Source organism: Bacillus sp. RB3, from assembly GCF_030164735.1.
GTDB classification, from domain to species: domain Bacteria; phylum Bacillota; class Bacilli; order Bacillales; family Bacillaceae_G; genus Bacillus_A; species Bacillus_A cereus.
This window is the reverse complement of record NZ_JASNGE010000007.1, coordinates 63,324-77,208: the sequence shown is the minus strand read 5'-3', so window position 1 is coordinate 77,208 and position 13,885 is coordinate 63,324. Positions and strand designations below refer to the sequence as shown.

Genomic DNA, 13,885 nt, shown 5'->3' with positions numbered 1-13,885 from the left:
GTTCAATAAGAAACATGAAACATCATCTAAAAACTATTCAAATACCCCTTATAAACAGAAGTTACTATTTATAAGGGGTATTTACTCAATTTAATTTTATAAAAATTGGATGGAAATAATGCAAGTTCTCACTTATTTAGAATAAGTGAAAAGATGATGTTTTATTTGTTCAATAAAATAATGATGGTGTATATTATCGTTAGATACTCGACTTGCCATAATAGCCCCCTCCATTGAAGAGGCAAGAAAGGAAGCGAGTGATATAACCTCTATATCTTCTTTAAATTCTTGTTTCTCTATTCCTTCTTTTATGAGAGAAGCCATTAACATTACTGTATCATCATAACCTTTTGCTGCTGCTTTTTGTAATTCTGGAAATACTCCAGTACTTTCAATGGCACTATTAAGTAATGGACAGCCTCCAGCAATAGGAGGATTATTAGCTGCATCTTGATATACAAGGAAAATTGCAAGGATTTTATCAATTGCTGTCTTTTTATTTTCCATTGCTTTATGAAAATGACTCCACATAATCTCACCACTTTTGTCGTAGGCAGCAAGGACAATTTCTTCTTTACTTTTGAATCTACGATAAATAGATCCTTTAGGTAGTTCAGTAGCTGTCATTATATCCTGGATGGATGTGCGAGTTATCCCATTAGTATTAAATAAATATAAAGATGTTTCAATAATTTTTTCTTTAACCTTATCAACTTTAGTCATGCTTTGTAATCCTCCTAATGAAAACGATCCTAATATTCTAGGTAATGTTTACCCTCTATTTTCTTAATTTTTTTGTAAGTATAAATAAGTTTGGAACAGAAATATCTTATCAATCCCTATCTTATGGAAACCTCAAAGAATACGGTTTGAAAAGAAGTTAATCAAATTGTATTACCTACATAAATTAAGTGAATCTTCTGTCAAAACGACATGACCAATTGTTTAGTTCAGTCATATTATACAACTAATTTTATCTAAAATCGTAGAGGTGTAAAAATATATAGTTAATTTTAATGTATAGACATATGATTATTATATATAATTTTTATTAATATGTTTAGCTAAAGTGTTTGAACTACTCCCACTTTCACTTCATTCTATAAAAGATTAACCATTAATGATTACTGGAATTAAATTGTAACAAAGCAACTGAAATATAAATATATTTGCTTTTTTCCATTTTGATTTTGTTAATACTTTATAAAAAGGGTTTAAAAAACTAGAAACTTGTAGTATCATTAGATTTCGATTCAGACCGAACCGTCCGGTTTAGAATCTTATATAAATATATTTAGAAGGAGAGCGTTATGCAGAAAGAAAAATCAAAAATTATAGGTAATTTAATTATGGGGGCAATACAGTGAACTTTATAAAAATGAATAAAAAAGAAATCATTATGCTAATAATCTTTACACTGTTTGTACCATTTCAAATTGGCTTGTACATACTATTTGGCATATCACTTTTAGCTAATGTCAATTTAGTTGAATCAGAATTTGTTCTTAGTGCCATCGGTTTTACTGTACCTGCTATTGTAGGAATCATTTGCTTTAGGAAAGAAATTATTGAAAGTTTTACTTATTTTAAAGAGAAGACAATTTTGAAAATAGTAAGTATTCCTATGGTAGTTTTATTTACGTTAATTGTGGAACAGTGTGTTATGTATTTTCTAGCAACTGGTCAACCAGAGAACCAAGAGCAGCTCCTTGAAACGGGTGCAGAGGTACCGCTTGTATTTACATTGCTTGTATTTGGTATTCTGGGTCCAATACTTGAAGAAATTGTGTTTCGCCACATATTAATAAATCGTTTTTCTTACCATATTGGTACTGCTATTGCATCTATCATTTCGATTATGATTTTTACACTTCTTCATACGAACCAACTTTCAGATATTGCTATTTATTTACCTGGATCGTTGATACTTACTGCGGCTTATCTTATTTCTAAAAGATCCATTGCATATGTTATAGCGATACATATGTTAAACAATTGCCTTGCTTTCATTCTGTAAGAAACTAGACTTGTTTCTGATGCCAAAAATATTCTATGTTTCTATCAAGCATTTTTGGCACCAGAACTACTTTTTCTATGACATAAGAAAGCTAATCAAAAATTATAAAATATTAGGAGAGTGTCAGTCATGATTGTAACAACAACTTCTGGAATTCAAGGTAAAGAGATTATTGAGTATATTGATATTGTAAATGGTGAAGCTATTATGGGTGCAAATATTGTCCGCGATGTATTCGCTTCCGTTCGTGATGTTGTCGGTGGCCGTGTTGGTGCTTACGAAAGTAAACTAAAAGACGCTCGTGATATTGCAATGGGCGAAATGAAAGAACTTGCAAAAGAAAAAGGTGCGAACGCTATCGTTGGTATTGACGTAGATTACGAAGTTGTTCGTGATGGAATGTTAATGGTTGCTGTCAGTGGTACAGCTGTACGTATATAAGTAAATAAAAAAACGGTTCCTCTTGGAATTTATACTTTGAGGGGAAATCCTGATTCTGTTGCAGATTTTAAAGAATAAAACGAGAAATAATCAACTTTTTTATTTCTCGTTTTATCTACATATTTATTTTTGGAAAAACAATCTAACTCCAAATACTAATAATACGGCGCCTGTAATACCCTCTATTGTACGGTTCACTCTTTCTTTTCTTAAAAAAGTTCTTAATTGACGTATGAGTGAGATGTAAAGTAAATACCATATTGCTGTCAAAGTCGTAAATGTGACTCCTAATAAAAGAAATTGGAGGAAATGATTTTGATTACTCACAATAAATTGGGGTAAAAAACTAAGGAAAAATACAGCGGTTTTTGGATTTAAAATTGCCGTAGTAAATCCTTGTCTAAAGCTTTTAATTGCCCCAATATCCTTAGAGTCCATTTCTGCTGAACCTGACATATCTTCTTTTTTATGTAAGGCACTTTTAATTGACTTTACAGCTAAATAAATTAAATAAACAGCCCCAGCATATTTTATAAATGTAAATAACATAGCAAATTTCATTAAGATAGCAGAAAGTCCTAACGTAGCCATTATTGTATGAATCATCATTCCAGATATCGTTCCTAAAACAGTCTTTATCCCGCCATTTTTACCATGCGAGATAGTATTTTTTGTAACTAGTGCAAAACCAGGACCAGGCATGATTATGATTAACATTGCTGTAAGGATAAATAATAGATAATTTTCCATGTTGTAGTATTTCCTCTCCAATTTTTAGTTTTGCTTACAGTATAGCTTTTTTCATTAAAACATTACATATAAAAGACTTGATCAGAAATTTATTTAGGTTATTCGTATCAATTTGATTAACTATTACCCAATAGCCACATTGATAAAACACATGACAAACTTATATATAATTGCAAGCTCAACTCTCACAAAAAACAGGATGAAAAATAAACAGCAGAACTAGTCCACTGTTTACTTTGCCACACCTTCATGTAATTTTTCTGTATAATCCTTTACATCTTTCCAGCTATCTTTCGCTGTATGTAAATCTTCTTTTATAAACGTAAACTCTTCCGGACTAATTCCTTTTACGTTTTGTAATAAATTATTATACTTTGCACCTACTGTATACCATTGATTTGATATGTTTTGTAGTGCTGTAATTGCTGCATCAATTGTTTCTGTCATGTTTGTTGTTTTATTTTTTACATCAGTCAAAATTACGACTTCTGCTTGTGCTCCTGAAATTCTATCTTTTAAATTGGCGATTTCTCTTTCTGCATTTGCGATATCTTTTTTCGCAACCGCAATCATCGGCCCGCCAGCAAGACATGTTATTAAAGCTACGCAAAGTACGCCACCAGCAATGACCATATCATTACTCTTTTTAATCGAATCGTTATATGTATTTATTTGTTGCTCTAGAGCTGGAATACCAGCATTCGTACTTGCCAATATCGCTGTTAACTGATTTGTATCCTCTTTGAAACTATTTGTATCTTTCGCCATTCTATCGCGAAAAGCTTTCAAATTTCCTAATAATCCATCTACCTCATTTTGATTCTTTACAATATCCGCATACAACTTTTCTAAATCCGCTTTTAATTTTCCACTATCCTTTTGATCAATCGCTATTAACATGTCATTATAATACGATTGAAAAGTATTATTGTAATTTATAATATTTTGATCTGTTTTCATAATTTGAGGCTTCATATTATTTAACCAATATGCTGCATTAATTTTTGCATCTCTTTGATGCTGAATCATATTCCCTTTAAATTCACTATTAATCGAACTTATTTTACTTAAATCCGTCTCTTGTTGATTTTGAATTAATTTTGCATATGAATCCATTGCAAATATACTTGATGTCGTTTGTGCCATTACATCTTGGAATCCTGCTGGTCCAAGAGAATAGTTTTTCACATTTTCTTGTAGCACCTTTACATTTTGTTCTGCTGCAAAAGGATGTAAAGGAAATGCGTTACTCGTTGCCACCCCAGCAATCATTACCGCTAAAAGACATTTTTTATAAAATCGTTTCTGCATATTTTTCACCTATTCTCTTTATAAGGATATCAAAAGCTCCTGCTCACAACTGAACAGGAGCTTCAAATCATTCATCAACACTTAACGCTCTAACGATTCGTATTCAATTATGCTTTTTTCGTGTCTACTACTTTAATATCTTCAGCATAAATCTTTTCTGCATAGTCTTTAATGTTTTTCCAGCTATCTTTCGCAATGTTTAAATCTTCTTTAATGAAAACAAGATCGTTTGGACTAATTGAATCCACATTTTGAAGTAAAGAATTGTATTTCGATCCCATTGTATACCATTGGTTTGAAATGTTTTGCAACGCTGTAATTGCAGTATCAATCGTATTTGTTAAATACTCAGTTTGTGTTTTAATGTTCGTTAACCCAGCTACTTCTAATTGAGCAGTTGTAATTTGTCCAGTTATTTTTTGAATTTCAGCTTGTGCATTGTCAAGTTCTTTCTTCGCTAATACGATACCAGCTGTACCACCGCCTACAGCTGCTGCACCACCTGCAATTAATGCGACTCCTAGCGGTGTTCCTGCGCCCGTAGCAATAACTACTGCACCACCAATAATTGCAATTGGTCCTAGAGCTGTCGCAACAGATGAACCGATAATAATTGCATTATATTTACTAATTGCCTCATTGTACGTTGTAATTTGATTTTGTAGAAGCGGAATTCCTGCATCTTGACTAGCTAATATAGATGTAATTTGATTTGCATCACCCTTGAAGTTTTGCGTATCCGACGTCATTTTATTTCGGAATTTTTTCAAGTCTTCTACTAACTGATCCACTTGCGCTTTATTTTCATTAATACTACTTGATAACCTAGTTAGGCCTTTCGTAAGAGTCGCTTTATCTTTTGCATCTACCGCAGCAACTAAAGTATCATAATAGTTTTGGAATTTCGTATTGTAGTTAATGATGTTTTGATTCGTTGAAATAAGCTGTGGCTTTAATACATCTAACCATTGCTTCGCATTTCCTCTAGCTGTATCTTGGTGCTGAATCACTTTTCCTTTTAAAGCTGCATCAACAGTCGATACATTTCCAAAGTTAACATTACCTTGTTTAATAATTGTTAAAGCATACAGATCCATTACTAAAGCATTTGAACCTGTTCTTTCCATTGCATCTTTCAAGCCTTCTGGTCCTAATGAATATTCTTCATAGTCATTATAAGCTTTTGCTACCGCATGAACTGGAGCTTGTTTCACTGTACTTTCAGCTGCATACGTATGAGCCGGCATAATATTTCCTGCTGCAAATACTGCCATCAGTGCTGATAGAGCCATTACTTTATATGGTTTTTTTGTCATTTTTTCTTCTCTCCCTATATCGCTAATTATTTTTCTATTTAATGTACTTCAACGTTTGTAACGTAATCTTCAAATTGATTTGTTTGCTTATTCATTTCATCACTTACTTTTTTAATTTGATTAAAATGTTTTTGAAGTAAACTACTGTCTGTATACGTGCCTTCTTCAACATTTGTTTGAATTTGGATCATATTATTATTTAAAACTTTCCAATCCGTTAATAACGTTTCTAAAGTTGTAATTTGACGATCAATTAATTCTGTAAAGCTATTTACTTGATCTTCAACGAATGTAATTTGAGTCGCTTCTGCTTCAGTTTGTGATAACTTTTGAATAAGTGGCAATAACTCTTTTTGCTTTTGTTGAATGCGAAGAGCTGCTTCCCTCGTTTGACTATCTGCAGCATTTACAATTTCATTACTTAAAGTACCGATAGAAACAAAATCGATTGTTTTCGTTTGTGCAGTTTGATTTGTGATTGTAAATACTTGTTTACCGATATTAATAGAACCTTTAATGATTTCTTGAGGTCTATTCAAAATAGTAGTTAGTTCAGCTTGAATTTCCCCTTGAATTCTTTTAATATCTTCTCTTAATTTCACAATATCTCCACTTGATCCTTGCAGTGTTTTTATTGCTTCATCGGCTTTAATTGATAAGTTGTTACTATCTTTGTCTAATACTGTTTTAAATCGATTTAACTCTAATAAATCTTGCTCCATACTCTCTTGGATGCTCTGTACTTGCAATTGTAATTTTCCATATGCACTCATAAAATCTGTTTTTGCTTGCTGATCTTCATTTACATTTCCTGCTAGTTCATAGAGCTTACTATAATAACTATTGAATCTAGTGCTGTATCTCATCATCTCTTGATTTAAGTCAATTAGCTTCGGATTATATTCATCAATCCACTCTCGTACATTCGCCTTTGCAAACTTTTGATGATTCGTTAAGCTACTCATCGCATTTACCTTAATGTCTGGCTGTTGCAAAATAATTAATCCGTATGCTTGAATAAGCGGTGATTGTGATCCTAACATTCTAATTGAATTGGATAATGTATTTGGAGCAATTACATTTTGCGCATATACTGTTTTCACTTCCGTTTGCCCCTCCTTAGCGTAAGCGCTTACAGGAATGAAGCAACTCGTAGATACCGCTGTAACCAATAACCCTGTAATTAAAGTCTTTTTCACTTTAACTCCTCCTATGTATTAGCAACTATTACTATCGCATTTTATTATTCTATTTTCTTGCCCATAATTTGAGATGGTTAAAATAGAGAACGTTCTCAACGTGATCTATGTATGAACCACCTCTCTCGTATTGCTACAGTACTTACTTATCGTCACAAAACATTTTATTATTTTTCATATGTGTTTAGTATGAATAATATTGTATAAATTTTCTATTTCATCGAAATTCCCACATTCACACAGTGAATATATTACATAAAAATATTATTCATTTTAAACTAAACAACATACGTAAATATGAAATTTCATTTTGTTTTCATATAAGTTTTGTACTGTAAGGTCATTTAAACACAGCTGTTTATATATCGTAAAGAAGTATTTTCATTCCCTTTATTTTCAAGCTTTCATGTCCTTATTTCAAAATATAATCCGATTCACTTTATCGATTGAAATATCTATATATCACAACAGAAAACACTACTTTCAAATAACTAATGAAGTTATATTAGTATAGTTTTTAACCCCGTATGCAATTATGCATAGCATATACACAAAAAGGATAGCTTCATTTTCGCGAAGCTATCCTTAAAAAATTTTCTTATTTTTTCAAATGATATGGAACTGTCGTAATAACAACATTTCTTTTATAAAGTAAATACGCACGTATAAGTAAACTGGATTGATTATGAAGAATGTTATGCCAACCTTTTTTCGGAATGAACTGTGGTATAACGACCGTAACACGGTAATTCGATTCACTTGCCTTATATTGCACTGTATCGATAAACTTCGTTAGCGGCTGAATAATACTTCTATAATGAGAATGTAATGTAACAAGCCTTACTTCAGGTTGCCACTTCTTCCATTTCTCCTCAAATTTCTTTTCCTCTTCTCTGTCAAAAGCAACATATACTGCGATAACTTGATCTGCCGAAAGCGATTTCGCATAGTTCAATGAATTTTCTACTACATGCGTCATACCTGCTACAGGAACGACAATTACATTCCCCTCAATTGGAATAAGAGGCTCGCAAGTTTTTAAACTTAATTGATCACCCACTGCATCATAATGCTTCTTAATTCGATGGAATAAGAAGATAATAACTGGTAAGAAAATAAGAATCGACCAAACTTGTGCAAATTTAGTTAAAAAGAACATGCTCATTACGATAAAACTAATAACTGCACCAATTAAATTAACCGTTAATCTTAAAGCCCATCCTTCAGGCTTTTCGCGAAGCCATTTTAATACCATCCCTGTTTGAGAAAGTGTAAATGGAATAAATACACCTACTGCATATAGTGGAATTAAATGTTCTGTTTGTCCTTGGAAAGCTACAATTAAAATAATTGAAGCAACTCCAAGTATAATAATACCGTTTGAGTAACCTAGGCGGTCTCCTCTAATCGTAAACATTCTCGGTATGAATTTATCTTTTGCAAGGTTAACCGCTAATAAAGGAAATGCAGAATAACCTGTATTAGCAGCAAGAATTAATATTAATGCTGTTGTACCTTGTATGAAATAGTACATGAAATTACGTCCAAATGTTTGTTCAGCAATTTGAGAAACAACTGTTACTTCTTTACTCGGAGTCACTCCGTAATAATAAGCTAAAAATACAATTCCTGAAAATAACACAGCAAGTAATGCACCCATTGCAAGCAATGTTTTTGCAGCATTGTTTGGTGCAGGATCTTTAAAGTTCGGAATTGCATTTGAAATTGCTTCAACACCTGTTAAAGCAGAACTACCTGATGCAAATGCTCTTAGTAATAAAAATAAACTAATCCCTGCAACTGGTGTACCAATTGGCGCATGTAAAGTGGGTGAAACATGACCAGTTAAAATATTATATATGCCCACACCAATTAATATAAATAGTGCTAAAACGAATAAATAAACAGGATATGCTAAAACGGAAGCTGATTCCGTTACTCCCCTTAAATTTAATATCGTAATTAATATAACAAATATAACCGCAATAATTACGTTGTGTGCATGTAAGCTAGGAAACGCAGACGTAATTGCATCTGTACCAGCGGACACACTTACCGCAACAGTTAAAATATAGTCAACTAATAAAGATCCTCCAGCAATTAAGCCTGGATTCATCCCTAAATTTTCTTTTGATACAACATACGCTCCCCCGCCATGCGGATAAGCAAAAATAATTTGACGATAAGATAAAATAAGGGCTGTCAATAATACTAATACCCCAACAGCGATCGGAATGGAATACCAATAAGCGATCGCTCCAACACCTGCTAAAGCAATTAAAATTTGCTCTGGACCGTAAGCAACTGATGACAATGCGTCAGAAGATAAAATAGCTAAAGCTTTCGTTTTATTAAGCTTTTGTTCTCCAAGCTCCGTTGATTTTAACGGTCTTCCAATTAAAAATCTTTTAATAGATGAAACCAATGCTGTCCACTCTCCAATAATTTTGTACGAACTTTTCTGCTTGTTGCAGCCAGTAAACTATTTACTCAGAAAACAAAAAATGTCTACAAGCCATAGCGAAATAGACTTGTAGACATTATTTTTTTTGTCGCACAAGCTCCACCTTCCTTCTCAATATAACGCTTACGAGGTTAGCTGTCGGATTCGGGCCTATGAGTAGCCCTACCTTTTTTAAGGATTCACCCCATCGGATTATGTACTAATCCGTAAAAACGGGTCCCCCGTACCATGCGGTTTCAGCGATTTAGAAAATTGAAACTGTGGATTATAATACTCCTTTATTTTCAAAAAGTAAACAAAAATTTTTAATAAGAAAAAAATTAAAATGATTGTGCATAATCCACTGAGAAATATCCATAATGAATACTAAAAAATCCGCAAAGGAGACCCCTATGTCTAAAGAAAAGAAGCCTATTTTTTCCGATTCATATTTAGATGCAGTAGCAAATGAAATTAATCAGTTATATGGTAAACGTGAACAGGAAATAAATTTGACAGATAGAACGAAAAGAAATAAATAATTTGTCATACAAAAAAATAAAAAAGATAGCAATACACTTATATATTGCTATCTTTTTTATTTTTTCATACATCTAATTCTATTACAGATCTGTTAAAGGTCATCTCTTCATACACCTTTAAATTTTGATATATAGTGCCTAATAATGGTGCCGCTATAGAAAATTGCTCTGCTACATCCAGTAAATATCCTTGCAAGTGCTTCCCTTCAATAAACGAACCCTTCTCCATATCACGTTGCATCGATGACTTCATATCATACGAAATTTTATCAATTGTTTTCATATGTTCCTGGGCAATATTAACCTTTATTGGAGCTCCTAATACTTTCATAATTTGTACAGATTCCTCAAATACATTACGGATAAAATCACGGCCGCCTTCACTTTCACGAATTGGTCCAATTGGTGCACGCATTAACGTTGTCACACCGGACATTACAGTAATAAATAAATATTTATGCCACATATCTTGCGTAATATTTTCACTTAAAACAAAACTAGATTTCGTACCTGCAAATGCTTTAGAAATATGCTTTACTCTCTCTGAATTTTGAGACTTAATTTCTCCAAACACAAGTCTGTTGGCAGCGCTAGTTTGTACAATTTCTCCTTGATCGTTTAACGTCGTCTCGATAAAGCATAAACCGCCAAGTACTTTTTCTTCGCCGAATTCTTTTTGTAATAGTGATAAATGAGCGATACCATTTAACAATGGAATGATTACAGTACCTTCGCCAACAAACGGCTTCAAATCTTGAATTGCCTCGTTTAAGTGATACGCTTTTGTTGAAAATAAAATGACATCAAATGGAGAAGTTCTCTCTTCCTTCGTTATTAATTTCGGTTGAAAGGAAAAATCCCCGTTAACACTTCGGATTACAAGTCCTCTTTCCTCTAATTGTTTTTTCCGTTTACTACGAACAAGAAATGTAACATCTTCTCCCTTTTCGACTAATCTGCCACCAAAAAATCCTCCGACTCCACCAGCGCCTAATACTAAAATCCGCATACAGCATCCCCCTTTTCAAAATACAATTTTATAACTTTTAGTATACATAACATTATACATGTCCTCTGCTAAATAAGCTGAATTTTCACTCTCAATCGAGTATAAAACAGTGGTTATTTTCAAATAAATTTGGGCATGTTGTTTCTATAGCATATATGGAAAGGAAACAATGTAGATGGAGGCAATACAAGCAATTGAGGAAAAAGATGTAGCAACAGCTATATTTCAATTTATATTCCCGTTTTCGTTTAAAGCTGGATATGAACAAAATATGTTCCCTTTCTTACAAAAAAACGATTTCCGTCCTTTTCGGCTTGATCATCTCTATGATGAAAATACATATTATGGGGAGTTTAAAGTTTCACATCAAAATATGGAAGCATACTATCTTTCATTTACAAATAAAATTCTCTTTCCTCACTCAGAGCATCAAAAGGGCTTGCAACGTTATTCAAAGGACCTTAACTTAACTGGATATTTAACAACAAACCTTATTTCAATCCCATTCAAGATACACTCTATTGATGTAACACTTTGTCCTTATGAACTTGGCTTCTTAACAATTCGAACAGAAGTAAACACTGCTCCAAACATGACTTTATCTGAAGCAATCGAATTCGCTGCTCGCTTCCGTGTACTTGAAACTAAAAATGATACAAATGAGACTATTTGTATTGAATGTAACGGAAAAAAGTATTCCCAAGTTGAAAAATTCATTTTTGGTTATTTATTTCATGGCGTAACTGATTTCTTTGAAAAGAAGAGATTAAGAAGTTCATACTTTCAAACCTTCCCTTTCTTCGAAGACCAAAGAATGTACGTCCAAACTTTATTGTCACTAAAAGAAGGTATGGAACTTAATGAAGTGGATGTTTATCGTACTTCTAGTCTTTCCGGATTAACAAGTGATGGTAAGCCATATGTGAGTGCAAATAACCTTCCTTACATTCATGACTATTTAAAAAAACACGCTTACCAGAGATGGGCTCCAAATCGTTATTTCATAATGGAAGAACATATTTTTACATGTGTAACAAATGAAGGAGAACGCGAAATCGCTAAACTTGCTAGTCAAATGTACGGGGAATTTTATTACGCTTTATTATTAAACCTATTCCATAAAATTGTTTTATTAAAAATGGCAAACGCCTATGCTGAGCTAAACATTGAACAAGATACTAATGAAATAGAGAAATTAATTTATTCGATCAATTCGTTCACTGCTAATTATTTTTCTTTAGAATTAGTATCCCAATCACAAAGTGAAGATATTTTCTTCCGCTTAAGAAAACTTTTTAATATTGAGGTTCTATACTCGAACGCGAAACAAAATCTTGATAGTTTGTTTAAATATCAAGAAAATGTCGCCTCTAAAAAAGATAGCCTCTTATTATTAATTTTAACGCTCTACTCTGTAGTGGGCCAAATGTTAGGGTTTACTATGATTGACCTTTTAAGAAACACCGATTCAAACAAAATATCGTCACCTCTTGAATTTTTCGCTCTATTAATTGCGATTAGCGGCATTGTCATTTCACTTATTTTAGGAGCCCAAAGTTTATACCAATGGGGTTTACAGCATAAACGAAGAAAAGCTTGGGTAAAACAAACTGTACTTTCTGCCGTTAAAGAGAAAGAAGATAAAAATTAAAGAAGGTTATTTTCAAATTCTTGGTGCGCTACAGTAAGTGAAATTTTTATCAGCGATTTTCCGATTATATCGGCGCAACTCGAAATATATCAGCGATTTTTAAGATATATCGACTTACCGACAAAAACCGACAAATGACAGAACCGTATAATAAAAAAAGGGTGCTCCAAAATTAAACTTGGAGTACCCCTTTTACTATAAGAATTCAGTTTACTTCCCTGCTTCGATTTGCTCTAATGCAGCAGCTACTTGCTCTTCCGTTAATTCATGTTGTATTACGTAGCGGTTACGTGGACTTACACGACATTCATGAGAACATGCACGTAAATATTTCGCTTCGTTTTCTTCAGAACATAAAATTTTCTTATTACATTCTGGATTTGAACAGTTTACATAGCGCTCACAAGGTTCACCTGTAAAGTGGTCTTTACCAACGATAACATGTTCTTTTTGGTTTACTGGTACAGCGATACGCTCATCGAACACGTAACATTGTCCATCCCAAAGCTCACCTTGTACTTCTGGGTCTTTTCCGTACGTTACAATTCCGCCGTGAAGCTGACTTACATCTTCATAGCCTTCACGAACTAACCAACCAGAAAACTTCTCACAACGAATTCCGCCTGTACAATAAGTTAAAATCTTTTTACCTTCAAGTACTTCTTTGTTTTCACGAATCCAATCTGGTAATTCACGGAAGGATTCGATATCAGGTTTAATCGCACCTTTGAAGTGGCCTAAATCAAATTCATAATCATTTCGTGCATCAATGATAACTGTATCTTCTTGTTTCATTGCTTCATAAAAATCTTTTGGCTCTAAATACTTCCCAGTTATTTCGTGTGGGTTAATGTCATCTTCTAGACGAAGTGTAACTAACTCTGGACGAGGACGCACGTGCATTTTCTTGAATGCATGACCATCAGCTTCATCTATTTTAAATACGATGCCATCGAAACGTGGATCATTGTTCATTGCTTCCATGTATTTCTCTGTTTGTTCTACAGTTCCAGAACAAGTTCCGTTAATACCTTCTTTTGCTACAAGAATTCTTCCTTTTAATTCAAGTGAATTACAAAATGCTAAATGCTCTGCCGCGAATTCTTCTGGGTTTTCAATTGTTGTGTACATGTAATATAGTAATACTCTGTATGGTTTTGTAGTTGCCAATGTATTTCTACCACCTATCTAATTTTTTAAATCATG

Annotated in this window: 12 protein-coding genes and 1 riboswitch; of the genes, 4 read left to right on the top strand and 8 right to left on the bottom strand. The window is 33.0% G+C overall.

What is annotated here, in order from left to right; genetic code table 11:
- Positions 1-132 precede the first annotated feature (132 nt).
- Entirely contained in the window at positions 133-723 is a 591-nt protein-coding gene (locus QO049_RS11840; protein ID WP_000169648.1) for a TetR/AcrR family transcriptional regulator, read from the bottom strand.
- 640 nt (positions 724-1,363) lie between these two features.
- On the opposite strand from QO049_RS11840, the gene QO049_RS11835 reads away from it, so the two are divergent.
- Both QO049_RS11835 and QO049_RS11830 read left to right on the top strand, forming a co-directional pair.
- Positions 1,364-2,017 carry a CPBP family intramembrane glutamic endopeptidase gene (locus tag QO049_RS11835; RefSeq protein WP_001009300.1) on the top strand — a complete coding sequence of 218 codons (654 nt, stop codon included), beginning with the start codon at positions 1,364-1,366 and terminating at the stop codon, positions 2,015-2,017.
- A gap of 129 nt (positions 2,018-2,146) precedes the next feature.
- Positions 2,147-2,458: a heavy metal-binding domain-containing protein gene (locus QO049_RS11830; protein WP_000637518.1), complete on the top strand. Its 312-nt coding sequence runs from the start codon at positions 2,147-2,149 to the stop codon at positions 2,456-2,458.
- Between the two features lie 123 nt (positions 2,459-2,581).
- On the opposite strand, the gene QO049_RS11825 is transcribed toward QO049_RS11830, so the two are convergent.
- The 5 genes from QO049_RS11825 to QO049_RS11805 form a co-directional block, all read right to left on the bottom strand.
- Positions 2,582-3,208 (bottom strand): LysE family translocator, encoded by a 627-nt coding sequence (locus QO049_RS11825; RefSeq protein ID WP_000432987.1) that lies wholly within the window; start codon positions 3,206-3,208, stop codon positions 2,582-2,584.
- A gap of 231 nt (positions 3,209-3,439) precedes the next feature.
- Positions 3,440-4,519: a non-hemolytic enterotoxin NHE subunit C gene (gene nheC, locus QO049_RS11820; protein WP_001171982.1), complete on the bottom strand. Its 1,080-nt coding sequence runs from the start codon at positions 4,517-4,519 to the stop codon at positions 3,440-3,442.
- A gap of 107 nt (positions 4,520-4,626) precedes the next feature.
- The gene (nheB, locus tag QO049_RS11815; RefSeq protein ID WP_000162975.1) at positions 4,627-5,835 is read right to left on the bottom strand and encodes a non-hemolytic enterotoxin NHE subunit B; all 1,209 of its coding nucleotides are present in this window, start codon (positions 5,833-5,835) and stop codon (positions 4,627-4,629) included.
- A gap of 38 nt (positions 5,836-5,873) precedes the next feature.
- The gene (nheA, locus tag QO049_RS11810) at positions 5,874-7,034 is read right to left on the bottom strand and encodes a non-hemolytic enterotoxin NHE subunit A (protein ID WP_000751833.1); all 1,161 of its coding nucleotides are present in this window, start codon (positions 7,032-7,034) and stop codon (positions 5,874-5,876) included.
- 598 nt (positions 7,035-7,632) lie between these two features.
- Positions 7,633-9,459 carry an APC family permease gene (locus QO049_RS11805; protein WP_000254887.1) on the bottom strand — a complete coding sequence of 609 codons (1,827 nt, stop codon included), beginning with the start codon at positions 9,457-9,459 and terminating at the stop codon, positions 7,633-7,635.
- 144 nt (positions 9,460-9,603) lie between these two features.
- A riboswitch (cyclic di-AMP (ydaO/yuaA leader) is annotated at positions 9,604-9,750 on the bottom strand.
- 140 nt (positions 9,751-9,890) lie between these two features.
- Between QO049_RS11805 and QO049_RS11800 the strand changes: the two genes are divergently transcribed.
- A complete protein-coding gene (locus QO049_RS11800; RefSeq protein ID WP_000031873.1) occupies positions 9,891-10,019 on the top strand; it encodes a hypothetical protein in 129 nt (42 codons plus the stop codon).
- Positions 10,020-10,083: 64 nt separating this feature from the next.
- Here the strand turns inward: QO049_RS11800 and panE are convergent, their stop codons facing one another.
- On the bottom strand, positions 10,084-11,028 hold the full coding sequence (gene panE / locus QO049_RS11795; RefSeq protein WP_001221896.1) for a 2-dehydropantoate 2-reductase: 945 nt from the start codon (positions 11,026-11,028) through the stop codon (positions 10,084-10,086).
- Between the two features lie 175 nt (positions 11,029-11,203).
- Here panE and QO049_RS11790 point away from each other — a divergent pair, with 175 nt between their 5' ends.
- A complete protein-coding gene (locus tag QO049_RS11790; RefSeq protein WP_000387425.1) occupies positions 11,204-12,679 on the top strand; it encodes a hypothetical protein in 1,476 nt (491 codons plus the stop codon).
- Between the two features lie 210 nt (positions 12,680-12,889).
- Here QO049_RS11790 and trhO read toward each other — a convergent pair whose 3' ends face one another.
- Positions 12,890-13,849, bottom strand: a complete 960-nt coding sequence (trhO, locus tag QO049_RS11785) for an oxygen-dependent tRNA uridine(34) hydroxylase TrhO (RefSeq protein ID WP_000246214.1) — start codon at positions 13,847-13,849, stop codon at positions 12,890-12,892.
- Positions 13,850-13,885: the final 36 nt, after the last annotated feature.

What these genes read in the sequence shown, in the direction of transcription:
- panE (WP_001221896.1), bottom strand. Translation starts at nt 11,028, where the DNA reads ATGCGGATTTTAGTATTAGGCGCTGGTGGAGTCGGAGGATTTTTTGGT.
- QO049_RS11790 (WP_000387425.1), top strand. Translation starts at nt 11,204, where the DNA reads ATGGAGGCAATACAAGCAATTGAGGAAAAAGATGTAGCAACAGCTATA.
- nheC (WP_001171982.1), bottom strand. Translation starts at nt 4,519, where the DNA reads ATGCAGAAACGATTTTATAAAAAATGTCTTTTAGCGGTAATGATTGCT.
- nheB (WP_000162975.1), bottom strand. Translation starts at nt 5,835, where the DNA reads ATGACAAAAAAACCATATAAAGTAATGGCTCTATCAGCACTGATGGCA.
- QO049_RS11840 (WP_000169648.1), bottom strand. Translation starts at nt 723, where the DNA reads ATGACTAAAGTTGATAAGGTTAAAGAAAAAATTATTGAAACATCTTTA.
- QO049_RS11825 (WP_000432987.1), bottom strand. Translation starts at nt 3,208, where the DNA reads ATGGAAAATTATCTATTATTTATCCTTACAGCAATGTTAATCATAATC.
- QO049_RS11830 (WP_000637518.1), top strand. Translation starts at nt 2,147, where the DNA reads ATGATTGTAACAACAACTTCTGGAATTCAAGGTAAAGAGATTATTGAG.
- QO049_RS11800 (WP_000031873.1), top strand. Translation starts at nt 9,891, where the DNA reads ATGTCTAAAGAAAAGAAGCCTATTTTTTCCGATTCATATTTAGATGCA.